Here is a 23,113-nt window from a genome sequence, read left to right on the forward strand (position 1 = left end):
CGCGCGAGACGGCAAAAGGTTCACCGCCAGAGATACACCCACGATCCCGGCGGCCGCTCGCTGTTGGGCGTGGGCCGCTGGAAGCGCACGACCTCCCCGCCCATCAGGCTGCGCACCTTGACCTTGAACCCCTGCGCCGACAACTCGCTCCTGGCGTCGTTGACGGTCTTGCCGATCACCTGCGGCACGATCCGGAAGTCGGCGTCGTCGCCGGCCTCGTCGTCGTCACCGCGGAACCAGTCGAAGAAGTCGCGGCAGCGCGAGATCGTGAGCTGCGCGGGCGTGCCCTTGTCCACCTCGGACTTGGCCTTGGGGCTCTGCGCGATGACCGTGCACGGCTCGGCGTCGTCGTCGACCTCGTTGACCTGCACCCCGAACCCGCGCTCGCCCAGGTAGGCGGCGGCCTCGTCCTTGGGCATGCCGTTGACGTCCGGCATGATCAGCCCGGCGCTGACGAACAGCCCGATCTTCGAGCCCTCCTTGACCTGCTCGCCCACGTCGGGCGAGGAGCGGATGACGGTGCTGCGGGGCACCTGGAGGTTCTCGATCCGCCGCACGTTGCCGACCTGCAGCCCCGCCGCGGCGATCGCGGCGCGCGCGTCGGCCTCCGACATGCCCTGGGTCTTGGGTACGGCCACGCGCTTCGGCCCCAGCGACGGCACGATCGTCAGCGTCGAGCCCTCAGCGAGTTCGGACCCGGCGACGGGGTCGGTGCTGAGCACGACCCCCTTGCCGTACTTCTCGTCGTGGCGGCCCTCGGCGGGCTTGACGACGAAGCCCAGCCCCTGGGCGTTCTTGATGGCGACGTCGACGTTCTCCCCGACCAGCACGGGCACCTTGACGTAGCGGGTCTGCGCGAAGTACGCGCCGGTCATCGCGATCGCCGCGACCATCACGGTGACCAGCCCGATCAGGAACCAGCTGGGCTTGAACCCCTTGCCGCCGCGGCGCGACCCGCGCGGCGGCGCGGGCGGCGCGGTGTGGAGGTCGGCGCGCGGCTGGATGAGCGTGTGACTGTGCGGCGGCATCTGATGAGGGCCCGACATGCGGGCGTGCGCCCCGGTGTGCGGCGGCGTGCTCTGCCTCGGCAGCATCCGGTGCGCGTCGACGGCGGCGACCAGCATCGCGGTGGCGTCGGCCGGCCGGTCCTGCGGGTCGCGGGCGGTGGCGTGGGTGACGAGCGTGTCGATGAGCGGCGGCGTCTCGTGCACCAGCGACGACGGCGGCGGCACGCTGTCGTGCACGTGCCGGTAGGCCACCGACATGGGCGTCTCGCCGTCATAGGGCTGCTGCCCGGTGACCAGCTCGAACAGCATGATCCCCGCGGCGTAGACGTCGCTGCGCACGTCGGCGCCGCCGGTCGTCACCTGCTCGGGCGACATGTAGCCGATCGTGCCGATCATCACGCCGGTGCGGGTCTGGTTCGTGGCCTCGATGGCGCGGGCCAGCCCGAAATCCACGACCTTGACCCGGCCGTCGTCGGTGAGCAGGACGTTCTCCGGCTTGACGTCGCGGTGGACCATCCCGCTCTGGTGGGCGGCGCCGAGCGCGGCCAGCACCGGGATCATGATCTCCAGGGCCTCGCGGGCCGGCAGCCTGACCCGCTCGCGCAGGATGTCGCGCAGCGTCTTGCCCGGCACGTACTCCATCGACAGGTAGACGACGTCGCCGTCGGTGCCCTGGTCGAAGACGTGCACGACGTTGGGATGGGAGAGGCTGGCCACGGACTTGGCCTCGCCGATGAACCGGCGCACGAACGCGGGGTCCTCGGCCAGCGAGCGGTGCATGACCTTCAGCGCGACCGTGCGGTCCAGCCTGACGTCGAGCGCCAGGTAGACGGTCGCCATCCCGCCCCGGGCGATCCGGGACTCGATGCGATAGCGCCCGTCGAGCAATCGCCCGACGAGGGGGTCCGCGGTCGTCGTGTCCACGTGGCCGAGTTTACGGTCGTTTTGCGACTGGAGGGGCCTGACCATCCGAAACCGATGCCATTACGTGGCACTCCGTCGTCACTAAGGGTGCATGGGCGAGGACGCTTCAGCATAGCGGCGGCGGGGGATACGCCCGGCCTGACGCGCCATCCGGCCCGCCTGAACGGCCAGCTTCATCGCCGCGGCCATCAGCTCCGGCTTCTGCGCCCTGGTCACGGCGGTGGCCAGGAGCACCGCGTCACAACCCAGCTCCATGGCGAGCGCGGCGTCGCTGGCGGTGCCGATCCCGGCGTCCAGGATGACCGGCACCGAGGCGGCCTCGACGATGAGCTCGATGTTGTGCGGATTGCGGATGCCGAGCCCCGAGCCGATGGGCGCGCCGAGCGGCATGACCGCCGCGCACCCGGCCTGCTCCAGACGCCGGGCCAGCGCGGGGTCGTCGCCGATGTAGGGCAGTACCACGAACCCGTCCGCCACCAGCCGCTCCGCCGCGTCGAACGTCTCGATCGGGTCGGGCAGCAACGTGCGCTCGTCCGCGATGACCTCCAGCTTGACCCAGTTCGTGCCGAGCGCCTCGCGGGCCAGCCGGGCGGTCAGCACGGCCTCGCCCGCGGTGAAGCAGCCCGCGGTGTTGGGCAGCACCTTGATGCGGCGCTCGCGCAGCACGTCGAGCACGGATCCGGGCGCCGACGGGTCGAGCCGCCGCATCGCCACCGTGGTCAGCTCGGTGCCCGAGGCGGCCAGCGCCTGGTCGAGCACCTCCAGCGAGGGGGCGCCGCCGGTGCCCATGATGAGGCGGGAGGCGAACTTCTCCCCGCCGATGATCAGCTCATCCACCCTGCACCGCCGTCAGCACCTCGACCCGGTCGCGGTCGGCCAGCGCGGTGGTCTCCCACGAGCCGCGCGTGACCACCTCGTCGTTCACGGCCACCGCGACGCCCTTGGTGGCTTCCGTCAGCGTCCGTACGGCCTGCGCCACCGTCGTCCCGTGGGGCACCTCATGCGCAGCCCCGTTGATCGTCACATTCATGAAATATCCCCCTTCAGGATGAAATTTCGGGAGCCTTGCTTTCTGAGGCCACACTGCTCAGGGCGCGAACCGGCCGGGCGAGCACAACGACGCCAGCTCGCCCTCCTCGCCCATCAGGACGGCGGCCGTGAGCGGAGCCAGCAGCACCCCGCCCCGGTGATGCCCGGTGGCCACCAGCAACCCCCGCTCACCCCCCGGCCCGACGAGCGGCAGGTTGTCCGGCGTGCCGGGCCGCAGCCCGGCCACCACCTCGGCCAGCTCCAGCTCGGTCACCCCCGGCACCAGCTCACGCGCGTCACGCAGCAGCTCATAAACCCCACCGGCGGTCACCCGGGTGTCGAACCCCAGCTCCTCCTGCGTGGCCCCCACGACCAGCTCACCGTCCCCGCGCGGCACCAGGTAGACGGGCTGGCCGTGCACCGTGCCCCGCACACACCTGCCCAGCAGCGGCTGAGGCGAGCGCAGGCGCAGGATCTGCCCCTTCACCGGCCGCACCGGCACCTGAGCCAGCGCCCCGCTCCACGCCCCCGCCGCCAGCACCACCCGCTCGGCGAGCAACTCCTCCGGGAAAGGCCCGCCATCGGCGGGAGACGGCCCGCCATCGGCGTCACCCGGGCGCAGCCGTACCCCCTGGACGCCCTCATCGCCGCGCAGCAGCTCGCGCACGCGCGCCCGCACGATCGGGACCCCGAGGCGCTCCAAGGCGGCCAGCAGCGCGCTGGCGACCCTGCGCGGGTCCACCCAGGCGTCGTCGGGCGCCAGGAGGCCGCCGCGCACCGACGGCGCGAGCATGGGCTCCAGGCGGCGGCATTCGCGCCCGCTGAGACGTTCCACCCGGAGCCCCAGCTTCTCCATGAAGCCCGCGGTCTCTTCCAGGACGGCCAGGTCGTCGGCGCCGAAGGCCACGTCGAGCGTGCCGTCGGTGCGGTAGTCGAGCGCCCCGGGGCCGAGTCCGGCGTCGGCGGTCAGTTCGGCGGCGAAGGCGGGCCAGCGCGCCAGGGAGGCCGCGCCCAGGCGCAGCAACGGTTCCTCGGTGAAGGTGACCTCGCTGACCGGCGCCAGCATCCCGGCGGCGGCGTGGGTGGCGCCGGAGGCGGGCGCGGGGTCGACGACGGCGACGGGCAGTCCGGAGCGGGCCAGGCGCCAGGCGACACTCAGCCCGACGACGCCGCCGCCCACGATCACGTGCATGTCCGCTCCCTACGCCGGCATGATCCGGATCAGGTGTCTTGCGGTCGAAGGCCCGGTTAAGCCTTCCTCTCAGTCCGGTTAAGGCCGGACTCCCGCGCGTCTTACGGTCCCAGCCTACGGCCTCGACCGGCACTTCCACGAATGACCCCGGTATGGTCGGAACCGTGGATCACGTGGTGGTGGTGGGAGCCGGCCTGGCCGGAGTGCGCAGCGTCGAATCGCTGCGCGGGCGCGGGTACGAGGGAAGGATCACGCTCCTCGGCGAGGAGCGGCACCGGCCCTACGACCGTCCGCCCCTGTCGAAGGCGGTCCTGCTGGGCACCAGCGACGACAGCTTCGTCGACACCGACCTGGCCGCCCTGCGGGCCGACTTCCGGCCGGGCGTGGCCGCGAAGAGCCTGCGTGAGGGCGTGGTGGAGACCACCGAGGGCGACCTGCCCTACGAGGGCCTGGTGATCGCGACGGGTTCCGAGCCGATCCGGCTGCCGGGCGAGGGCCCCCAGCTGGTGCTGCGCACTCTCGACGACGCCCACGTGCTGCGGGCCGCCCTGGTGCCCGGCGCGCGGGTGGTCGTGGTCGGCGCGGGCTGGATCGGCGCCGAGGTGGCGACCGCGGCGCGCAAGGCGGGCTGCGTGGTCACCGTGATCGAGGCGGCCGCCACGCCGCTGTCGCACGCGATCGGCGAGATGGGAGCCCGCACCCTGCCCTGGTACGAGGGCGTCGACCTGCGGCTCGACACGATGGTCAGCGAGGTCGTCGAAGGCGGCGTGGAGCTGGTCGGCGGCGAGTTCGTGCCCGCGCACGTCGTGGTCTCCGGCATCGGCGCCCGCCCGGTCCTCGAATGGCTCGCCGACGCCGACATCGACCTGCACAACGGCGTCGTCACCGACGAGCACCTGCGCACGTCGTTGCCCGGCGTGGTGGCCGTCGGCGACTGCGCCAACTGGTGGTCGCGCCGGTTCCAGACCCGGATGCGGGTCGAACACTGGGACACCGCCCTGAACTCCCCCGATGTCGCCGCCGCCACGCTGCTGGGGGAGAAGGCGGTCTACGACCCGGTGCCGTACTTCTGGTCGGAGCAGTTCGGTCACATGCTGCAATATGCCGGATATCACCCCGCGGGCGGCCGGGTCGTGTATCGCGAGGGGCCGAAGTGGTCGGCGGTGTGGCTGACCTCAGAAGACCGGATCACCGCCGTGCTGGCCGCCGACCGGCCCCGCGACCTCGTCCAGGGCCGCCGTCTCATCGAAGCTGGCGCCCGTCTTGATGTGGAACGCCTGGTAGATCCGGATGTGACCCTACGAGATTGTGTTGTTTGAGCAAGCACTCCATGTGGTAGTTGTGGTTTCGTGACGCTTTCTGTTGCACAGATCGACCGGGAGACCGACCAGCTCGTCAGCGAGTGGCTCACTCTCCCCGAAGTGGCCGCGCGCCTGAATCTCACGATCGGGCGGGCCAAGCAGCTCCTCAAAGACCACAAGCTCCTCGGCGTACGGCGAGGCAGCGGCGGGCCCCAGGTGCCCGCGGTCTTCCTCGACGGAAAGGAAGTGATGAAGGGCCTGCCAGGCACGCTCACCGTGCTGCAGGACGCCGGCTACGACGAAGCCGAAGCCCTGCGCTGGCTCTTCACCCCAGATGACTCACTGCCAGGATCGCCCGTTGACGCGATCAGGGCCGGTCGGCATACAGAGGTCAAGCGGCGTGCCCAAGCCCTCGGTTTCTGAGGCCCGCCTCTACCTCTGCACCGACGGGCGGCGAGGACGCGGCGACCTGGCCGACTTCCTCGACGCCGTGCTGGCCAACGGCGTGGACATCGTCCAGTTGCGGGAGAAGGGACTCGAGGCGCGCGAAGAGCTCGCGCTGCTCGAGGTCTTCCGCGACGCCTGCGACCGGCACGGCAAACTGCTCGCCGTCAACGACCGGGCCGACATCGCCTACGCGGCCCGACCAGACGTGCTCCACCTGGGGCAGGACGACCTCCCGGTGACGGTCGCACGAGAGATCCTCGGCGACGACATCGTCATCGGACGGTCCACCCACTCCGCCGCGGAGGCTTCCGCCGCCGCGGTGGAGCCGGGCGTCGACTACTTCTGCTGCGGCCCGATCTGGCCGACGCCGACCAAGCCCGGACGCCACGCGCCCGGACCCGCGCTGCTGCGGCACGCGGCGGCGCTCGGCACGGACCGGCCGTGGTTCGGCATCGGCGGCATCGACCTGGACAACCTCGACGAGGTGCTCTCCTACGGGGTAAACCGCGCCGTGGTCGTCCGTGCCATCACCGAGGCGGCCGATCCCGGCGCCGCGGCGGCCGAGTTCGCCAAGCGCCTGGCCGCCGCCTGACGCGGTAGCCGTTGCGGCCGAGGCCGTGCGTCGGGCAGACGTACGGCCTCGCCGTCCCTCGCGCCGCCGTCAGGACTGGCGGGAGGTGGCGGCGACGGCCAGGTCGTCCAGCGCCGCCCGCGCCTCCTCCGTGATCGGCGCCCTGGCCAGCGCCGCGAGCGCCTCGTCCAGGTAGGACGCGATCAGGTCCTCGCACTCCTGCAGCGCCCCGGTGTCGTTGATGATGCCGCGCAGCGTCGCCACGCCCTGCTCGTCCAGCGCCGGATCGCCCAGCAGGCGGCGCACGATCTGGGCGTCGTCCGAAGTGGCGGCCGCCAGCGTCTTGGCCACGAGCATCGTCCGCTTGCCCTCGCGCAGGTCGTCCCCGGCCGGCTTGCCCGTCTGCGCCGGGTCGCCGAACACGCCCAGGATGTCGTCGCGCAGCTGGAAGGCGATGCCGACGCGCCGGCCGTACTCCACGCAGAGCTCGTCGATCCACGGCTCCGTGCCGCGGGCCGCGAGCACGAGCCCGAGCCGCAGCGGCTGCTCCACCGAATACTTGCCGCTCTTGTACAGCGCCACCCGCAGCGCCGAGTCGAAGGAGTTCTCGCCGTGGGCCTGCTCCAGCAGGTCCAGGTACTGGCCGCACATCAGCTCGGTGCGCATGTGGTCGTGCAACGGCTGCGCGGCCGCCAGCGACTCCGGCGGCAGCGCGCTGGTGCGCCACATCTCGCCCGACCAGATGAGCAGCAGGTTGCCCAGCAGGATCGCGGCGCCCTCGCCGAACTGCTCGGCCGCGCCGTGCCAGCCCGCCTTCTCGTGCAGCGCCTGGAAACGGCGGTGCGCGGACGGCATGCCGCGGCGCAGATCGCTCTTGTCCATGACGTCGTCGTGGACCAGCGCGCTGGCCTGCAGCAGCTCCAGCGAGGCAGCCGCGGCGAAGATGCCGGGCCCGTCCTCGCCGCCCGCGCCGCGCCAGCCCCAGTAGCAGAACGCCGGACGCAGCCGCTTGCCCCCCGACAGCAGGTCGTTCGCCGCCGCCAGCAGCGGCTCCAGGTCGGGGTCGCCGAGGGCAGGCTCCTGCCGGCCGACGAACTGCCTGAGCGAACGGTCCACCTGCTGGCGCAGGGCGTCAGTGGTCATGCTCATGAGACTAACGGGCGGTGGACCAGGCTTCGATCTCCGCTCGATCCGTGGGCGGTAACCTTGGTGCATGGCGCTTGGTCGACCCTCCATCCTGCCCGATCGTGTTCCCACCGTGCGCGAGCTGCTCGCCTCCGGTGGACGGTCGTTCTCCTTCGAATTCTTCCCGCCGAAGACCGACGAAGGCGAGCGGCAGCTGTGGCGAGCCATCCGCGAGCTGGAGTCGCTCCGTCCCACCTTCGTCTCCGTGACGTACGGCGCGGGCGGCACCACCCGCGACCGCACCGTCGACATCGTCGAACGCGTCGCTCACGAGACCACGCTCACCCCGGTGGCGCACTTCACCGCCGTCAACCACTCCATCCGCGAGCTGCGCCACCTGGTGGGCCGCTTCGCCGACGCCGGGGTGCGCAACATCCTGGCCGTGCGCGGCGACCCTCCCGGCGACCCGACGGCCGAGTGGGTCCAGCACCCGGAAGGCGTCCTCTACGCCGAGGAACTGGTCAGGCTGATCCGCCAGGCCGGTGACTTCTGCGTGGGCGTGGCCGCCTTCCCCTACAAGCACCCCCGCTCGCCGTCCATCGAGTCCGACACCGACTACTTCGTGCAGAAGTGCCGTGCGGGCGCCGACTACGCGATCACCCAGATGTTCTTCCAGGCCGAGGACTACCTGCGGCTGCGCGACCGGGTGGCGGCCAAGGGCTGCACCACTCCGATCATCCCGTGCATCATGCCCGTCACCCAGATGAGCACGATCGCCCGTTCCGAGCAGTTGTCCGGGGCGCCGTTCCCGCCGGACGTGGCCGCGCGCTTCGAGGCGGTGGCCGACGACCCGGTGGCGGTGCGGCGGCTGGGCATCGACCACGGGGCCGAGCTGTGCCAGCGGCTGCTCGACGAGGGCGCGCCGGGCATCCACTTCATCACGTTCAACCGCTCCAGCGCCTCGGCCGAGGTGTTCCAGCGGCTCAACCACTCGGCGGTGGCGGTCTGACCTGAGGCCCGCCGTACCCACTCAAAAGCCGCACAGTGTGCGGATGTCGCGGCAGGCGCCCACCACGCGGTCCACGTCCTGGTCGGACAGGGCCGCGTGCAGGGCCAGCCGCACCAGGCCGCGCTCGTGCGAGCCGGACGGCGGGAAGCAGGCCGAGCCGTAGACGCCGCGCTGTTCCAGCAGGTCGCGGGCGAGCAGGACGTCGGTCCTGCTGCGCGCGCCCAGCGCGAGGATGTGGGCGTGGCCGGGCTCGGGGTCGTAGCCGAGCGTGGTGATCTCCTGGCGCAGGCGGCGGGTGATCTCGCGCAGGCGGGTGCGCCGCCAGTCCTCCTCGCGCACCAGCGCCAGCGCCGCGGCCAGCCCCGCGACATCGTGCGGCTGCAGCGGCGAGCTGTACACCGCGGGGAAGGCCTCCGCGCGGAAGTAGGGCACGAACTCCGGGCGGTCGCAGACGATCAGCCCCGCCCGCCCCGGTATCGCCTTGGCCAGGCTGGCCGTCCTGAAGTCGGCGCCCACCCGCGCGGCCAGCCCCTCGCCGTGCGGGCCGTGCGTGCCGAGCGCGTGCGACTCGTCCACCACCAGCAGGCACTCGTACTCGCGCGCCGTCGCGGCCACCTCCGCCAGCGGGCAGACCGCGCCGTCGACGCCGTAGACCGCGTCCACGGCGATCACCCCCGAGCCGTGCCTGCTCAGGCGGCCGCGCAGGTGGTCGGGATCGTTGTGGCGGAACCACACCACGGGCGCGCGCGCCGCGTGCGCGCCCTCCCGCAGCGAGTGATGCGCGCGTTCGTCCAGGTAGACCGGCAGGCGCGGGTCGGCGATCAGCTGCATCAGCCCCGTGTTCGCCGCCCACCCCGACGGGCACAGCACCGCCGCCGACGCGCCGAGGAAGGTCGCGAACTCCGCCTCCAGACGATCCTGCTTCTCCGGTACGGCTGCCGCCTCCATCGCCCGCGCCATGGCCGAGACGATGCGCGGATGCCGCGCGATGGCCAGGCAGTCGCTGCCGGTCAGGATGATCGCGTCGGGATCCGGCGGGCGGCTGGCGAGCATGAGCGGCCCGGCCCAGGTGCCCGAGATCCGCGCCAGGTGGAAGGCGTTGAGCCGCTCGTCGAGGCGGTCCCGGGCGCTGGGCATGGCAACCTTTTCATGGAGTCAAGAATCGGTCACGCTCTGTGATCGAATGGATGCCCGGCCGATCGGCGGTCAAACACCGCCGCGGGTCAAGAAAGGGGGAGAGGGCGGCCGACGATCGCGTACTCCTCGTAGCCGCCCGGGAAGACGAAGTGCGTCAGCAGGTCGGTGAAGCCGAGCGCGGCGTACAGGTGACGGGCGGCCGTCGGGCGGTCGTGCGTGGACAGCACGCCGGAACGCTCCTTCCTGCCCGCGCACAGCGTGTTGATCATCGCCCGGCCGATGCCCTTGCCCTGGAAGTCCGGGTGCACGTGGATCTCGGCCAGCTCGAACGCGTCGCCGAGCCACGCGTCGGCGGCCTCGCCGCCCGACTTCTCGGCCAGGGCCCGGGTGACCACGTCGTGCCACCACTGGCCGATCGCGCCGTGAAAACCGTAGGCGAAACCGACCACCTGGTGCTCGTCCTGCCTCTCGCCGGCGGGACCCAGGTCCACGGCGCCCGCTCGGACCGCGGGCACCTGCCGGAGCTCGGCGAAATAGCACTGGAACAGCGGGTACGTGCTGTGGTTGTGCATGATGCCCTTGCGACCGGTGACCTGCTCCACCGGCGGGCGCATGGCGGCGGAGTAGACGTCGATCACGGTGTCCAGCCGCTCGACGAACTCCGCCGGGCCCGCGCCGCGAAACTCGATCACCCGGTGCACGCTACTCCACGTCCGCGGGGGTGCCGCCGGTCATCCGGACCAGCTCGTCGAACGAGGTGGGGAAGACCGTGTGCGGATGGCCGCCGGCCGCCCACACCACCTCGTGCTTGCCGAGCCAGGTGTCGACCAGCGTACGGACCGGGGCCGGATGGCCGACCGGGGCGACGCCGCCGATGGGCTGTCCGGTCGCGTCCCTGACGAACTCGGGCGAGGCTCTGCGTACCTTCCGGGCTCCCACGATGCCCGCGATCAGCTCCACGTTGACGCGGTGGGCGCCGCTCGTCAGCACCAGCAGCGGGGCGCCGTCGGCGTCGAAGATGAGGCTGTTGGCGATGGCGCCCACCTCGCAGCCGAGCTGGGCCGCGGCGGTGGCGGCCGTCGGCGCCATCTCCGGCAATATCACGATCTCACCCGTCGCTCCGAGTCCGCGCAGGACATCGGCCACATGGACGGCGTTGGCAGGCAACTTCTCCGGCATGCCGACACTCTAAACAGATTGACCCGCGGATTACCTCGACATGGTGGTGGTGTAGGGTCCCTTGATTCGATTGTTAGTGATATGAGGGGTGATGTACGTGGGGGGACCTCGTCGGCGCGGGGCGCTCGGCTTTGCCGCTCTTGTGACGGTGGGGGCCGTCGCGTTCACCGGTGTGGGCACGGCCGGGGCGGAAGCCGTACCGGCCGCAAGCCAGATGGCAGCCGCCGCACAGACACAGGCGGCCGCCAGCACCAGCACCAGCACGAGCGGCGCGGCCGCATTCGCCGCACCGAAGAAGAAGCTGAAGCTCGGCGCCAAGGGCAAGACGGTCGTCCTGCTCCAGAAGCGGCTCGCGGAGCTCGGCTACCGCCCGGGCAAGGCCGACGGCCGCTACGGCGGCTCGACGCTGACCGCCATCTGGGCCTTCCAGAAAGTCAACGGCATCAGGCCGACCAGCACCATCAGCAGCAGGACCTGGAACGCCCTGGAGACCCCGAAGCTCCCCAAGGTCCTCGTCAAGAACGGCAAGCCGACCCGGGCCGAGGTGAACCTCAGCACCCAGATCATGGTCATGTACGTCAAGGGCGAGCCCAAACTGATCACCCACATCTCGTCGGGCAGCGGCATCCCGTACTGCGAGACGACGACGTGGCAGGGCAAGAGCCAGCGCTTCTGCGGCTCAGCCCGCACCCCGACCGGCAACTTCCGGACCACGTGGCGTCGGAGCGGCTGGCACAAGAGCTACCTCGGCCAGTTGTACAACCCGATCTTCTTCAACGGCGGGATCGCGTTCCACGGAGCGCTGTCCGTGCCGTTGTCCCCGGCGTCACACGGTTGCGTACGTCTGCCGATGAACGTGGCCCAGACGTTGCCCGGCATGCTCGGCAAGGGCGTCCCCGTCCACGTCCGAGGCGCCTTCAGACGCTGACCCCCAAAGGCACGGTCCTCCCCAAGGGCGCGCTTCGCGCGTCCGGGGGAGGGCTGGCCTGACGGGGGAGCCCAACTCCCCCGAACCCCCTCGCCGGTGGCCTGCCGGCCCCCGGTCCCCCGGACGTGACCCCGGGCACGGCGGAAAGACCTTCTGACTGCAGATCAGAAGATCAAGGGCTTCGAGCGCCCGGCGTAGTCCAGTTGGACAGACGGGCGCCTGCGGCGTCGGAACTGGTGGTCTTGGACGTCGGCTGCGCATTTCAGGCTTGGTCGAGCCCTTCCCGCAAGCGCCGAACCCAGTCCGCCGGGAAGACTTGCTCAAGCCGCTCCTTGCTGGTCTCCAGCAGCCCTTCTTGCGCCAGAGGAAGCAGGGCGCCGTCCCGGACGGCCTTGTGATTCTCAGGCGCCGGGCAGATCAGGACGGAGAGGATCCGGCATGTCCGTTGCAGCTCTTTGACTCCGGTCGTGTGGATCATGTTCTTGATAGGCTCCCACGCTGTCCGCGCGGCAAGGCCCACCAGTCCATTGACGAAAGGGCTGCGCCGCTCGGCAGCTCGGGAGCGCATGATGACCGCGGTCATATACTCCGGTACTTGATCCAGGGCTTTCGAGAATTCCTCGATGGCTTCGGCCGCGGCGACGAGAAGATCACACCAGAAATGTTCAGTGAGTTTTCTCCTGGCCGACCTAGGCTCGCTGCCGCCGAACTTCTCGTCGAGTTGCCGAACTACAGGGCCGGCGAGAATGTTGCCGACTGTCTGGATTTGCTCGATTGTCTCGGGGTTCTCCGATAGCCAGTCGACGAGATCGACTGTTGCGCTGTCCGTGGCGGCCGCCTTTCTCCGTCTGGATGGCTCTTGTCGCTTCTGCGGTGGCCGAGCCGCCGCCCACTCGGAGTCGTTGCGGTCTCTCGCAACTTGACGAGCGACGGGAGAGGGGTCGCGGGCCAACCGGAGACCATCGGTCCAGCCGTGCTGCGTCCCGCCGCATGCGGAACATCCACAGGCATGTCTTCTTGCGCGCTCACAGTTCACAGGGTGCGTCATCCGTCCTCCGCTACGTTCGGCACCACACTGGACCGGCAGCCCGCAGAAGAGGCCCTATTCCGTTGAATCACAAACAGCAAGAAGTGAAATGGTTGCCAGGGTTAGTGCGGCGTATCGCTTCGGATAGAAGGAGAGACCGGGTTCGGATAATGGCCGTCTGGGATGATCCAAAGGGCCGCTATCGGCCCCGCTTCTTCGGAACGGTCGATGCCCTGATTAAGGCGGCCTAGCTTCTTGTGGGATTCCGGACTGGGAATATGTTCATCGGGTCCCGTGAACGGCGCAGGACGCTCAACTGAGGTGGCCGGCCGGGTGCCGGAGGAGTTGCTTCCTCCGGCACCGGTGTCATCGGCGTAGGCCGAGTCGTTGGATGAGGCGTCGATAGCGGTCGATGTCGGTGTTGCGGAGGTACTTCAGCAGTCGTCGCCGACGGCCGTTGAGCATCTGCAGGCCGCGACGGCTGTGATGGTCCAGCTGGTGGTCGCGCAGGTGCGCGGTGATGTCGGCGATTCGGTAGGTCAGCAGGGCGATCTGCACTTCGGGTGAACCGGTGTCACCTTCGAAGGTCGCGTGCTCCGCGATGATCGCCTTCTTGCGCGCGTTGTCGAGCGCCATGATCTCCCTTGTTCTCAGGAGGTCGGTCAGCGCGTCACGCGGTCAGGGCCGCAGGGGCCGGGCGGGCATGTTCACGCTGACCAGGGATCGTTTTGATCAGGGCTGGTAAACATGCTGGTTCTCCTCCCGTGCCGCGAAGCAATGGCGGCCGACGGTTCTGCCCGCCGTACCGATCGTTGGCTGGTCGATGTGCGAAGCGCAACTGATTTGGCCGCCCTGGACCGCGCCACAGCCGGGATCAACGACGCGAAGTCTTTCCAGCGCGGCCGCGACCTGCTCCGGTTCCCGGGCGCACCAATCGGAGACACCGGTGAACCACCTGTTCCAGATGGTGCCGACGACGTCAGGGGTGATCCCGCAGGGAGCGATGACCGAGTCGTAAGCCCGCCAGACTCCCCTGCTCGCGGCGCCGTTCAACGAGCCTTTCGTGCTCGCCGAACGCCACGCGCCCGGCCGCCGAATCTGAGCGGAGAAGGGCGAGGTCACCACTCCCAGTCGCAGATCGCGGCGTTCTTGGAATAGAGCCACTGTTTGTCGAGGAAATGCTCGTTGAGGAGCGCGGCAGCGGCAGCGTTCTGGATGATGAACCCGTGATCCTGGGTAGTGTCGGGATAAACGTTCCTGGATCCGACGTAGAACGCCGTGTCGTCCACGCAGACCACTTTGCTGTGCAGCCGGTATTTGTAGCCGCCCTGCCAGGTCTGCTCGTTCGACACGCGCAACGGCGCCAGTTGCAGGTGGTGTCTCAGCAGCCGGTGCGCTTCCGCGTCATAAGTGGTCCTGAGCCTGACCCGCTGGTAAAGCGATTTGTAGGCCACGTCCACGCTGCTGATGTTGGAGTAGTCCGGGCTGCCGGGATTGCTGATGACGATCCGGACCTTGACGCCGTCCATCATCTTCCTGGCCAGGACGTCCAGCAGCCTGACGTCGAACAGCGCGTGCATCAACGGCAGGCCGGCGAATCCGTTGATGTCCTGCTGGGACATCACGATGGTGGTTTTCGCGTGGGCGACCAGCGCGCGGATGGCGTTCGCGTCGGGGTTGACCGTCATGAACGAGCTGTCGAGGTTGGTCTCGTTGTTCAGATAGCTGGCGGCCTGATCTTCTCGTTCGGCGTAGGGCCGTTCGTAGGTGGAGTCCTTGTCCCGGTCGAGAATGCCGTATCCGAGGCTGCCGACGGAGATCACCTGAAGGTCGCCCGGGGCATAGGGTTCGCTGTCGTCCTCCTCGTCCTCGACGTACAAGGACCATCCCTCGGCCGGTGGGCTGGGCTTTTCGACGGCGATCCAGGCCGGATACTGTTTGCGGTTCTTGATCCAGCCGGACTTGACCCAGCCCGCGTGGGTGCGGGCCCACTCCCACAGCATGTCCAGGAACTTGCCGGCCGACAGGGCCGCCGGGCCGCGCAGGGCGATGTCGAGGTCGGTCACCGGCGCCGTGTCGCCGAAGCCCCGGCTGAACAGCGGGCCTTCCTCGATGTAGTAGTTCGTCATCCAGTTGATGCCGCCGTGGATGACGGACTGGCCGTCCACGATCACGAACTTGGTGTGGTTGTACGACGAGACGCCGCGCGTCGTCATCGAGCAGACCCGCAGGTCGATCGCCCGTGCCAGCGTGCCGAACCGCTTGATCAGCGCGTCGCGGAACACCCACGGATCGGCCGTGCGGTCCACGCCCACCACCCCGGTCATGAATCGCACGATCAACCGTGGATCGCCTTCCTCCCGGCGTCCGACGGCCTCCCGGATTCCGTCGAACATGGCGTCGAGGAAATCACCGTCCGGAAATGGTCCGGCGGGGGAACCAATCATGTCCGGCGGGCCGAAACCGGTGATGTCGACGGTTGTGCTCGCCTGGGCGAGATTGTGCCGGAGGCGGGCCAGGAGCTTCTTGATGCCGGGCTTTTCCGCGCCTATCGGGATGCCTTTCGAGGCGGTCCATCCCCAGCAGTCAGGCACCTGCAATATCCAGGACGCGGCGTCATCGCCAATCGTGTCGAATTTGTTGCCGGCCGTGCGACTCCACAGCTTTCCTTCCATCCCCGGAGAGACGGACTTCAATTCGGCTTCGACCGCGTTCAGATATTCCATTTCCGCATCGTCTCACCGGATTCGCGGACCGCCCAGACCCACGGCCGGACCTGAATTCCGGGTGATCAGGCCGCGCCGGCCACTTCGCCCTGCTCACGGGCCGGGCTCCATGGCCGTTACGCCTGCCGCGTGTCCGCATCAGGCCGATAAAGCGCCCCCGCCGGGTGACGTCAGGGGTTCCTGGGTTTGAAGTAGTGCTTGACCATGTAGGCGGTCACCTGCTTGCCGATCTTGGCGCCTTCGATGTCGGCGGTGCGGGTGTGGATTCCGCCCCAGATGCGGGCGTTGATGACCTCTTCCAGGGCCTGGGAGAAGCTGCGGAAGTGGCGGGTCGTGCCCGAGTCGTTGCTGTAGCCGCTGAAGGAGATGTCGTCGCGGCCGAAGAAGTGCGCCAGCGCGGACATGCTCGCCCCGGTGAAGCAGGTGTGGCCGGAGGTGTAGTCGGGGTGCGGCGGGGTGACCAGGAGCGGGGTCCAGCCGGGGTCGGCCTTGGTCCTCGGGTTGCCGTCCGTGTCGGCCAGGCGGATGGCGGTGATGGGGCGCCAGAAGTTCCAGGCGGCCTTCTCGTTGTAGCAGGCGGTCGTGGCGTCGGCCTCGGCCAGGTCGACCATGGCGAACATGCGGGCCGTCTGCAGCGGGTTCAGCCGCTGCGTGGTGGCGAGCTGGCGCTTGATCTCCCATTCGGCCAGGTGCCGGTCGTGCCACCAGATGGCCGCCTGGGTCTGGTCGAGGGTCCTGACCGTGCTGGTGGCCGAGCCGACGGTCTTGACCTCGTTGAAGTCGCGGGCGTACCTGTGGCTGGTCAGGGACGGCGGGCCGGCGGTGCGGAACATCGACGCCCGCGCCAGCATGAACGGCTTCAGGTACGCGACCCAGGCGCCCTCCGTCGTCGGCACGGGCGGGGTCGGCCGCCATTGACCCGGTTTGGTGCCGACGGGCCAGGTCTGGTCGCCGAACGCGCCGTCGTTCTCCCGGGCGGCGATCATCGTGGCGGCAGCCTGGCCGCCGACGGTGATACCCCGCTGTTTCGCGGTGCTGTCGGGGATCGTGGCGAGCGACTCGTCGTACTGTGTCTGCAGCCTTTCCCGCTGCGCCGGGAAAAGCGAGCGCAGAACGTGGAAAGCCGCGGTCGCGACGGCAGCCTCCGTCGATTCGCTCCCGTCGGCGCGGGGCGCGCGCAGATAGGGCTGGTACGGCCGGCCGGCGATCGCGTTGACCGCGTCGTAAACGGCGCCGTGCACCATGGCGAAACTACGAGCCTGGACCTGCGGCTGCTGCCGCGCGATTTCCCAGATCGCCGTTTCGGCGTTCTTGTCCCAGACGATGATGGCATTCGGCGGTGAATCCGCGGCGGACGCGGGCGGCGAGCCGAGCGCGACAACTCCCGCGATCACGGCCAACACAACGGGCTTACGCCGGAGTAATGCAGGTGATCTAGGCATGCCTGCAAACTACTATGCGATTCCTTTTCAGGGACGCCAGGAATCAATGATGTCGCGTGGCGTCCACATGAGATCCACGGAATGCGGGTCGATATCCGGGCCCATACCCGTGAGCGAGGCGACGACGAGCGCGGTGGCCGCCGGATCGTAGCCGGGAACCTGGACGACGGAGCGGCGTACCGTGGCGAGGTCGTGGGCGTCGAAAGGGGAGGCCAGCCATTTGATCGAGCCGGCGAAAAGAACACGTCCGGCGACGGGCGAGCGGTCCGCTCCGACCAGATCGACCTCGGGATCGAACCGGCGATTCCACCAGCCCCCCACCGCCTCCACCTCGGGCCAGGGCAGCCGCCCCGACAGCGCGGCGAGTTCGAGCGACTGCCTGATGAGAGGTTCGACGGCCCGCCCCCGCCAGGCACTCCACCGACGCTCGACCAGCCGGAACCCCGCGTCGGGACGCCCCCGGCGAGCCTGCTCCTGGACCGCGCGCAGCATGCCGAGGTAGAGCCGCAGATTGCTGTCGGCGACCCGGTACAGCCCCGGCTTCCCCGGCCTGGCCGACAACGGCTCGTCGAGCGCGAGCACCCGCTTCTCCGCCGTCAGTTTCCGCAGAAGCGGCGACAACGTCCCGGAAGGCAACGCCCCATCGCGGCTGCCCGCCGTCGCGGCGATGTTGGCGTGGGTACGGTCCCCGGCGCCGATGGCCTCCAGCACCCTGCGCGAGACATCCGGATTCGGAAACCCAGCCATCAACACCGCCTCAGGAACGCTGAAAACGGCCGCACCGGGATCCTCGGCCTCCTGCCGCAGAAACTCCAGCGCGGACATACCACCGGGCCAGGTCCTGATGATGCCCGGCAGGCCACCGGTGATCAGATGGGCGTCGATCGCATCCTGCGCGTCCAGCCCGAGGGCGTCGGCGACGTCACCGGGATGAAGCGGACCGAGGACCAGATTGTCCGCACGCCCGAAGAACGGCCGGTCGTAGGCGGTCAGCCGCTCCATCATGTGGAGATCGCTGCCGAGGAGAAGCAGCAACACGGGCCGGGTGGCGAGCAGGCGGTCCCACGCCGTCTGCAGGGCGCCCTCGAACAACCCGTCCTGCTCCGACAACCACGGCACCTCATCCAGGACGACCACGCAGGGCCGCGACGGCAGCGCCGTGGTCAGCGCCCGGAACGCGTCCGGCCAGTTCCCCCCGACAGCGGTCGGTACCAGAGCGGGATCCTCGGGCAGATCGGACTCCCGCAGATCCGCGAGAAAGGCCCCGACGGCCTCGACAGGAGAGGCCCCCTTGGTAGCGGTGGTGAACAGATAGGGCACCCCCGCCCGGTCGCAGAACTCCTGGACCAGCCTGGACTTGCCCACCTGCCGGCGGCCGCGCAGGGTCACGGCGACGCCCGCCCCCGTCTCACGCACCCGCCGCAGCCGCTTCGTCAGCAACGACAGCTCTGCGGTCCGGCCGATGAAGCCGCTCAACCTGCCCTCCGATTCATGTAGATGGCATCTACGTAGATTGAGTCTACAGAAGATGGTCGAGCGCGGCTGGTAGTGTGGGTGATCCAGATCGAGTGATGGGGAGGTGAGTTGATGACCGCGCTGGGGGCCACTGTCGTGCACAGCGTCCGGAGCATCCTCACGTCCCGGACGACGGCCTGATCCGCGCCATTCTGACCGGCCGGGTGCGTGAGCCCGCCGGAGGACATCGTCAACTCATCACGAAACGGATCTTCATCCATCATGTCTTCACACTCTGAGTGGATCACGCGCGCCGAGACCACCGCCGACGTCCCCGCTGTCCGGGAGATCGTTCTGGCGGCGTTCGAGACCCCGCTGGAAGCGGATCTCGTCGACGCGCTGCGCAAGGACCCGGCCTGGATCGACGGGCTGTCCGTCGTCGCGGTCGACGACGACGACCGGCCGGTCGGGCACGCGCTGCTCACCCGGTGCCACATCGGGGACACTCCGGCGCTGTGCCTGGCTCCGGTCTCGGTGCGGCCGGGCCGGCAGAAGACCGGCGCCGGGTCGGCCGCCACCCGGGCCGTGCTCCGGGCCGCGGCCGCCATGGGCGAGCGGTTCGTCGTCGTCCTCGGGCATCCGGGGTACTACCCGAGGTTCGGGTTCGGGCGCGCGTCCGAGCACGGGATCGGGGTCACGTTCGAGGTGCCCGACGAGGCGCTGATGGCGCTGTCGCTCGTGCCCGGTGAGCCGCTGCCGTCCGGAACCATCCGGTACGCGGCGCCGTTCGGGATCTAGCACCATCCGTTCGGGCTGAGCATCAGCCGTTCGGGGTCTAGCACCACCGTTCGGGCTGAGCAGCGCTGACGCCCCGTCCAGAGACTCTGGGCGGGGCGTTCTCATGCAGGCTGGTACGGCTCGGCTCGGCCAGCAGGGCGGTGGTCGCCTCGTCGGCCGGGACGTAGACGATCATGCGCTGGTCGTCGGCGCCGGCCAGGGTGAGGGTCTCGTAGGCGAGCAGGAGTTCGCCTTCCGGGTGCGCCCACCTTTCGGTGCCGACGCGGGCGGGGAGCATCGCCTTCGCGTAGTGCTGGGTGAAGGCGGTTCCGACCGTCAGGGACAGTTCGTCGGCCAGGTGCGCCGCGTGCTGATCGCCCAGTGCGGCGCTGGCACGCAGGTCGGCGGCGTGTTCGGCGGCCACCTCCGGCCAGCCGGGGAAGGCGTCGCGGGCGCGGGGGTCGGTGAACAGGTAGCGGGTCAGATTCGGCGGGTCGTCGTCGAGCAGGCCGAAGGGGCCGGCCAGGCGGGCGTACGCGGGAGTGTGGGCCAGGATCTCGGTGAGCTGGTTGACGACCAGGGCGGGGGTGTGGGCCAGGCGGGCCAGCATCGCCTCCACCGTGGGGCGCAGCGTGCGGGACAGCGGCGGGGCGCTCGGGCAGATGCCGCCGGCTTCCGCTTTGTGCAGGCGGTGCAGGTGGATGCGTTCGTCGGGCGAGAGTGACAGGGCGTCGGCCAGCGCGGTGAGGATCTCGGTGGACGGGTGCCGGTCGCGGCCCTGCTCAAGCCGTGTGAGGTAGTCGACGCTGACGCCCGCGACCGTGGCCAGCTCGGCGCGGCGCAGGCCCGGGGTGCGGCGGCGGGCTCCCGACGGGAATCCGACCGCCTCGGGTGGCACCGCCTCGCGCCGGGCGCGCAGGAACGCCCCCAGCTCGTTGTTACCCATGGCCCGAGTGTAGAGGGTGGCCCTGCGGGAGCCAGGCTTGCGGCGGTCTCCCTCTCTGCGGTACGGCCCGGCAGTCTCGTCCCCATGAGCGCATTCACACCAGGCGAGATCGCCTACCTGACCAGCCAGCACCTCGGCCGCCTGGCCACGACCGGAGCCGACGGCAGGCCGTCGGTGCGCCCCGTCGGGGTGATCTACGATCCCGGCTCCGGCGGGCTGATCGTGGGCGGCGTCGTGGGCTCCGGCATGGCGGCCAGCAAGAAGTTCCGTGATGCCCGGCGGCACCCGGACGTCGCGTTCGTGGTGGACGATCTGGCCTCGGTCGAGCCGTGGTCGCCGCGGGGGATCGAGATCAGGGGTGTCGCGGAGACGTTCGACGAGGGCGGCGTGGAGGTGGGGGAGCGGCTGGCGGCGCCGTTCCCGTTCGAGGAGGCGTGGATCCTGATCCGGCCGCGGCGAATCCTCACCTGGGGCATCGAGGGCGACTTCGCCGCCAGGGAGGTGGCGGCGTGAGGTACCGGCTGCTGGGGCGTACCGGGCTGAGGGTGTCGGAGCTGTTCTTCGGCGCGATGGGCTTCTACGAGGGCGGCGCCGGCAAGGAGCACCGCGCGATGCTCGACGCCTACGAGGGCGCGGGCGGCAACGTGATCGACACGGCCTCGGCCTACGGCGAGAGCGAGAGCGTCCTCGGCGAACTGCTGGCCGGGCGGCGCGAGCGGCTCGTTCTGGCCACCAAATACTCGATCTCCCGTGACCAGACGGATCCGAACGCGGCGGGCAACCACCGCAAGAACCTCGTGCACTCGCTGGAGCAGAGCCTCAGGCGGCTGCGCACCGACTACGTGGACCTGCTCTGGGTGCATCTGTGGGACCGGCGCACCCCGCTGGAGGAGACGATGCGGGCGCTGGACGACGCGGTACGCGCCGGGAAGGTGCTGTATGTGGGGATCTCGGATGCGCCCGCATGGGTGGTGAGCCGGGCCAACACGCTGGCGGAGTGGCGCGGGTGGACGCCGTTCGCGGGGGTGCAGGTGCCGTACAGCCTGCTCAAGAGGGACGTCGAGCGGGAGCTGCTGCCGATGGCCGGCGAGCTCGGACTCAGCGTGGCGGCGTGGGGGCCGCTGGCCGGGGGCGTGCTGTCGGGCAAGTTCAGCGGCGGCGACGGGGCGGAGGGTCCCACCCGGGTGGATCCCGGGACGCTCGGGGAGCGGGATCACGCGGTGGCGCGGGCCGTGCGGGAGGTCGCGGGGGAGGTGGGCGCGAGCCCGTCGCAGGTGGCGATCGCGTGGACGCGGGCGCGGCACCCGTTCGTGCACCCGATCGTCGGCGCCCGTGACGGCAGGCAGTTGGCCGACAATCTGGGCGCGGCCGAGGTCGTGCTGGCGGAGGAGGCGCTCAGCAAACTGGAGGCGGCTGCCGTCTTCGAGGTCGGCTTCCCCGGGGACTTCCTGGCCGAGTGCGAGGCCGATCCCTGGGTGTTCGGCGAGGGCTACCGCCGCCTGGACGCGTCGTAGGCGGCGACGGCGGCCTTGCCGGCGATCATGCGCCAGGCCTGCTCCAGCAGGGACGCCACCGTGGTGGTCGACCAGCACCCAGGCCAGCCGCTTGGTGCCCAGCCGGCAGGCGACATGGCCGAACGACTCCTCGACCACCACCCCCGGCAGCCCGGCGGCCAGTGCCGCCACCCGCTCGCTCACCCGTCCGACGTCGGCGTCGGTCCAGCTCCGCGTCACGCCGCCACCCTAGGACACTAGGATCCGGGTCCATGCGTTTCGTGATCTTAGGCGGCGTCGCCGCCATGGTGCTGTCGGCCGCGCCCGCGCTGGCCAAGCCGCCGTCCCCGGCCCAGCTCGCCGAGGCCGTCCTCACCCCCGAGGACCTGGGTGACGGCTACTCCGAGAACTCCAACCGCCCGCGTGCGGCGCTCGACAAGGACTCCGCGCACACCAAGGCCTGCCGGAGCGCGATGAGCGGGCTGAAGCCGCTGCTCAGGAGCAAGGCGGCCGCCTGGATCGACAAGCAGGGCAAGCCGTCCGGGGTGTGGCAGTTCGCGCTCGGAGCCACCCCGGCCGGGCTGGCCTCCTGGCAGGCGGCGGGCAAGGCGATGGTGCGCGACTGCGCCGGCGTGGACAAGAGCACCAAGAAGCGCAAGGAAGGCATCAAGCGGCTGTCCGTCGGGCGCGTCGGCACCTGGGTGTACGCGATCCGCTACTCCGACCACCCCCAGGAGTTCGCCCGCCCGATCCACGCCCAGGACGTCGTGCTCATGCGGGTCGGCCAGGCCGTCACGCTGGTCGTGAGCGACGGCTACTTCGGCACCTTCGATCCGGTGCTGAGCCGGCGCGCCGCCCGCCTGGCCGCGGCCAAGCTCAAGGAGGCTCAGGGCTGATGTACGGCGCGGCGAGACGGATACCAGCTCTCGCCGACCGGCTCACCGGCCAGGTTCCAGCTCCACGACATCGTGGGCGTGATGCGCAGGTACACGCCTGGGCCGACCATGCCGGTGCGTTCGAAGGGCTGCTCGGCCACGCCGTACACGCGGATTCCGCGCGCGACGAACGGGTCGGGTGACGGCAGGTCGTCGACCACCAGCGCGACCTTGGCGCGTCCGGCGGCGACGTTGCGGAACTTGCGGGTGGCCACCACGGTCTGGCCGCCGCCGACCCAGAAGTGCGTGCCGTCGAACTCGTAGGCGACCGGCATCACGTCGGGCTGGTCGTCCGCGTCGAGCGTGGCGAGGCGGGCGAGGGACTGGGAGCGCAGGTAGGCGCTCTCCTCGTCGGTGAAGGTCATGCCGGGTTTCCCTTTCTGTGGCGGTCCTCTCCCTTTACACGATCGGGCGGCCCGCGTATCGACGGACACGGGTAAATCGCGTTGCGGGGTGGTCGCCG

Annotated in this window: 26 protein-coding genes and 1 riboswitch; of the genes, 9 read left to right on the top strand and 17 right to left on the bottom strand. The window is 70.1% G+C overall.

From position 1 onward, the window contains the following. Nucleotides 1-20: 20 nt before the first annotated feature. From pknB to thiO, 4 genes are all read right to left on the bottom strand, one after another. Nucleotides 21-1,931 carry a Stk1 family PASTA domain-containing Ser/Thr kinase gene (gene pknB / locus HNR40_RS12055; RefSeq protein WP_312896300.1) on the bottom strand — a complete coding sequence of 637 codons (1,911 nt, stop codon included), beginning with the start codon at nt 1,929-1,931 and terminating at the stop codon, nt 21-23. Between the two features lie 81 nt (nt 1,932-2,012). Then, entirely contained in the window at nt 2,013-2,768 is a 756-nt protein-coding gene (locus tag HNR40_RS12060; RefSeq protein WP_184960577.1) for a thiazole synthase, read from the bottom strand. Next, a complete protein-coding gene (gene thiS / locus HNR40_RS12065; RefSeq protein ID WP_184960578.1) occupies nt 2,761-2,961 on the bottom strand; it encodes a sulfur carrier protein ThiS in 201 nt (66 codons plus the stop codon). The genes HNR40_RS12060 and thiS overlap by 8 nt, the downstream gene beginning before the upstream one ends. A gap of 57 nt (nt 2,962-3,018) precedes the next feature. Next, the gene (gene thiO / locus HNR40_RS12070; RefSeq protein ID WP_184960579.1) at nt 3,019-4,152 is read right to left on the bottom strand and encodes a glycine oxidase ThiO; all 1,134 of its coding nucleotides are present in this window, start codon (nt 4,150-4,152) and stop codon (nt 3,019-3,021) included. Beyond that, nucleotides 4,142-4,258, bottom strand: a riboswitch (TPP riboswitch). Its footprint overlaps the gene before it by 11 nt. 58 nt (nt 4,259-4,316) lie before the next feature. On the opposite strand from thiO, the gene HNR40_RS12075 reads away from it, so the two are divergent. From HNR40_RS12075 to thiE, 3 genes are read left to right on the top strand one after another with little or no spacing between them, the layout of a single operon-like run. After that, a complete protein-coding gene (locus HNR40_RS12075) occupies nt 4,317-5,471 on the top strand; it encodes an NAD(P)/FAD-dependent oxidoreductase (protein ID WP_312896301.1) in 1,155 nt (384 codons plus the stop codon). A 30-nt stretch (nt 5,472-5,501) separates the two neighbouring features. After that, entirely contained in the window at nt 5,502-5,876 is a 375-nt protein-coding gene (locus tag HNR40_RS12080) for an Rv2175c family DNA-binding protein (protein WP_184960581.1), read from the top strand. Next, nucleotides 5,854-6,492 (top strand): thiamine phosphate synthase, encoded by a 639-nt coding sequence (thiE, locus tag HNR40_RS12085; protein WP_184960582.1) that lies wholly within the window; start codon nt 5,854-5,856, stop codon nt 6,490-6,492. Before HNR40_RS12080 ends, thiE begins: the two co-directional genes overlap by 23 nt. Nucleotides 6,493-6,561: 69 nt before the next feature. Here thiE and HNR40_RS12090 read toward each other — a convergent pair whose 3' ends face one another. Continuing rightward, nucleotides 6,562-7,614, bottom strand: a complete 1,053-nt coding sequence (locus tag HNR40_RS12090) for a polyprenyl synthetase family protein (protein ID WP_184960583.1) — start codon at nt 7,612-7,614, stop codon at nt 6,562-6,564. A 70-nt stretch (nt 7,615-7,684) separates the two neighbouring features. Between HNR40_RS12090 and metF the strand changes: the two genes are divergently transcribed. Beyond that, a complete protein-coding gene (metF, locus tag HNR40_RS12095; RefSeq protein WP_184960584.1) occupies nt 7,685-8,605 on the top strand; it encodes a methylenetetrahydrofolate reductase [NAD(P)H] in 921 nt (306 codons plus the stop codon). Between the two features lie 21 nt (nt 8,606-8,626). On the opposite strand, the gene HNR40_RS12100 is transcribed toward metF, so the two are convergent. From HNR40_RS12100 to HNR40_RS12110, 3 genes are all read right to left on the bottom strand, one after another. Continuing rightward, nucleotides 8,627-9,742, bottom strand: a complete 1,116-nt coding sequence (locus HNR40_RS12100) for an aminotransferase class I/II-fold pyridoxal phosphate-dependent enzyme (RefSeq protein ID WP_184960585.1) — start codon at nt 9,740-9,742, stop codon at nt 8,627-8,629. An 86-nt stretch (nt 9,743-9,828) separates the two neighbouring features. After that, the gene (locus HNR40_RS12105; protein WP_312896302.1) at nt 9,829-10,434 is read right to left on the bottom strand and encodes a GNAT family N-acetyltransferase; all 606 of its coding nucleotides are present in this window, start codon (nt 10,432-10,434) and stop codon (nt 9,829-9,831) included. Between the two features lie 10 nt (nt 10,435-10,444). After that, a complete protein-coding gene (locus HNR40_RS12110; RefSeq protein WP_184960586.1) occupies nt 10,445-10,921 on the bottom strand; it encodes a YbaK/EbsC family protein in 477 nt (158 codons plus the stop codon). Between the two features lie 148 nt (nt 10,922-11,069). On the opposite strand from HNR40_RS12110, the gene HNR40_RS12115 reads away from it, so the two are divergent. Further along, nucleotides 11,070-11,849 carry a L,D-transpeptidase family protein gene (locus tag HNR40_RS12115; RefSeq protein ID WP_312896303.1) on the top strand — a complete coding sequence of 260 codons (780 nt, stop codon included), beginning with the start codon at nt 11,070-11,072 and terminating at the stop codon, nt 11,847-11,849. 262 nt (nt 11,850-12,111) lie between these two features. Here the strand turns inward: HNR40_RS12115 and HNR40_RS12120 are convergent, their stop codons facing one another. From HNR40_RS12120 to HNR40_RS12145, 6 genes are all read right to left on the bottom strand, one after another. Next, nucleotides 12,112-12,801, bottom strand: coding sequence for a hypothetical protein (locus HNR40_RS12120; RefSeq protein WP_184960588.1), 690 nt, complete (start codon nt 12,799-12,801; stop codon nt 12,112-12,114). A gap of 441 nt (nt 12,802-13,242) precedes the next feature. Beyond that, complete coding sequence (gene rpsO / locus HNR40_RS12125) at nt 13,243-13,512, bottom strand: 30S ribosomal protein S15 (RefSeq protein WP_184960589.1); 270 nt, start codon at nt 13,510-13,512, stop codon at nt 13,243-13,245. Nucleotides 13,513-13,608: 96 nt separating this feature from the next. Next, nucleotides 13,609-13,998: a hypothetical protein gene (locus HNR40_RS12130; RefSeq protein ID WP_184960590.1), complete on the bottom strand. Its 390-nt coding sequence runs from the start codon at nt 13,996-13,998 to the stop codon at nt 13,609-13,611. After that, nucleotides 13,995-15,602 carry a phospholipase D-like domain-containing protein gene (locus HNR40_RS12135; RefSeq protein WP_184960591.1) on the bottom strand — a complete coding sequence of 536 codons (1,608 nt, stop codon included), beginning with the start codon at nt 15,600-15,602 and terminating at the stop codon, nt 13,995-13,997. The genes HNR40_RS12130 and HNR40_RS12135 overlap by 4 nt, the downstream gene beginning before the upstream one ends. 170 nt (nt 15,603-15,772) lie before the next feature. Beyond that, a complete protein-coding gene (locus HNR40_RS57155; RefSeq protein ID WP_221340287.1) occupies nt 15,773-16,996 on the bottom strand; it encodes a vanadium-dependent haloperoxidase in 1,224 nt (407 codons plus the stop codon). A 75-nt stretch (nt 16,997-17,071) separates the two neighbouring features. Further along, nucleotides 17,072-18,520 (bottom strand): AAA family ATPase, encoded by a 1,449-nt coding sequence (locus tag HNR40_RS12145; protein WP_184960593.1) that lies wholly within the window; start codon nt 18,518-18,520, stop codon nt 17,072-17,074. Between the two features lie 261 nt (nt 18,521-18,781). Between HNR40_RS12145 and HNR40_RS12150 the strand changes: the two genes are divergently transcribed. Beyond that, a complete protein-coding gene (locus tag HNR40_RS12150; protein WP_184960594.1) occupies nt 18,782-19,297 on the top strand; it encodes a GNAT family N-acetyltransferase in 516 nt (171 codons plus the stop codon). Between the two features lie 37 nt (nt 19,298-19,334). Here the strand turns inward: HNR40_RS12150 and HNR40_RS12155 are convergent, their stop codons facing one another. Continuing rightward, nucleotides 19,335-20,222 carry a helix-turn-helix transcriptional regulator gene (locus HNR40_RS12155; RefSeq protein ID WP_184960595.1) on the bottom strand — a complete coding sequence of 296 codons (888 nt, stop codon included), beginning with the start codon at nt 20,220-20,222 and terminating at the stop codon, nt 19,335-19,337. A gap of 84 nt (nt 20,223-20,306) precedes the next feature. On the opposite strand from HNR40_RS12155, the gene HNR40_RS12160 reads away from it, so the two are divergent. Next, the gene (locus HNR40_RS12160) at nt 20,307-20,735 is read left to right on the top strand and encodes a PPOX class F420-dependent oxidoreductase (protein ID WP_184960596.1); all 429 of its coding nucleotides are present in this window, start codon (nt 20,307-20,309) and stop codon (nt 20,733-20,735) included. After that, nucleotides 20,732-21,736 carry an aldo/keto reductase gene (locus tag HNR40_RS12165; RefSeq protein WP_184960597.1) on the top strand — a complete coding sequence of 335 codons (1,005 nt, stop codon included), beginning with the start codon at nt 20,732-20,734 and terminating at the stop codon, nt 21,734-21,736. Before HNR40_RS12160 ends, HNR40_RS12165 begins: the two co-directional genes overlap by 4 nt. Here HNR40_RS12165 and HNR40_RS12170 read toward each other — a convergent pair. Then, nucleotides 21,712-21,852 carry a hypothetical protein gene (locus tag HNR40_RS12170; RefSeq protein WP_184960598.1) on the bottom strand — a complete coding sequence of 47 codons (141 nt, stop codon included), beginning with the start codon at nt 21,850-21,852 and terminating at the stop codon, nt 21,712-21,714. The two genes, HNR40_RS12165 and HNR40_RS12170, sit on opposite strands and share 25 nt — an antisense overlap. A gap of 135 nt (nt 21,853-21,987) precedes the next feature. Here HNR40_RS12170 and HNR40_RS12175 point away from each other — a divergent pair, with 135 nt between their 5' ends. Then, nucleotides 21,988-22,611 (top strand): hypothetical protein, encoded by a 624-nt coding sequence (locus HNR40_RS12175; protein WP_184960599.1) that lies wholly within the window; start codon nt 21,988-21,990, stop codon nt 22,609-22,611. Here the strand turns inward: HNR40_RS12175 and HNR40_RS12180 are convergent. After that, complete coding sequence (locus tag HNR40_RS12180) at nt 22,602-23,015, bottom strand: PPOX class F420-dependent oxidoreductase (RefSeq protein ID WP_184960600.1); 414 nt, start codon at nt 23,013-23,015, stop codon at nt 22,602-22,604. The two genes, HNR40_RS12175 and HNR40_RS12180, sit on opposite strands and share 10 nt — an antisense overlap. Between the last annotated feature and the right edge of the window lie 98 nt (nt 23,016-23,113).

Origin of the sequence: Nonomuraea endophytica, from assembly GCF_014203235.1 — a bacterium.
Taxonomy (GTDB): Bacteria; Actinomycetota; Actinomycetes; order Streptosporangiales; family Streptosporangiaceae; genus Nonomuraea; species Nonomuraea endophytica.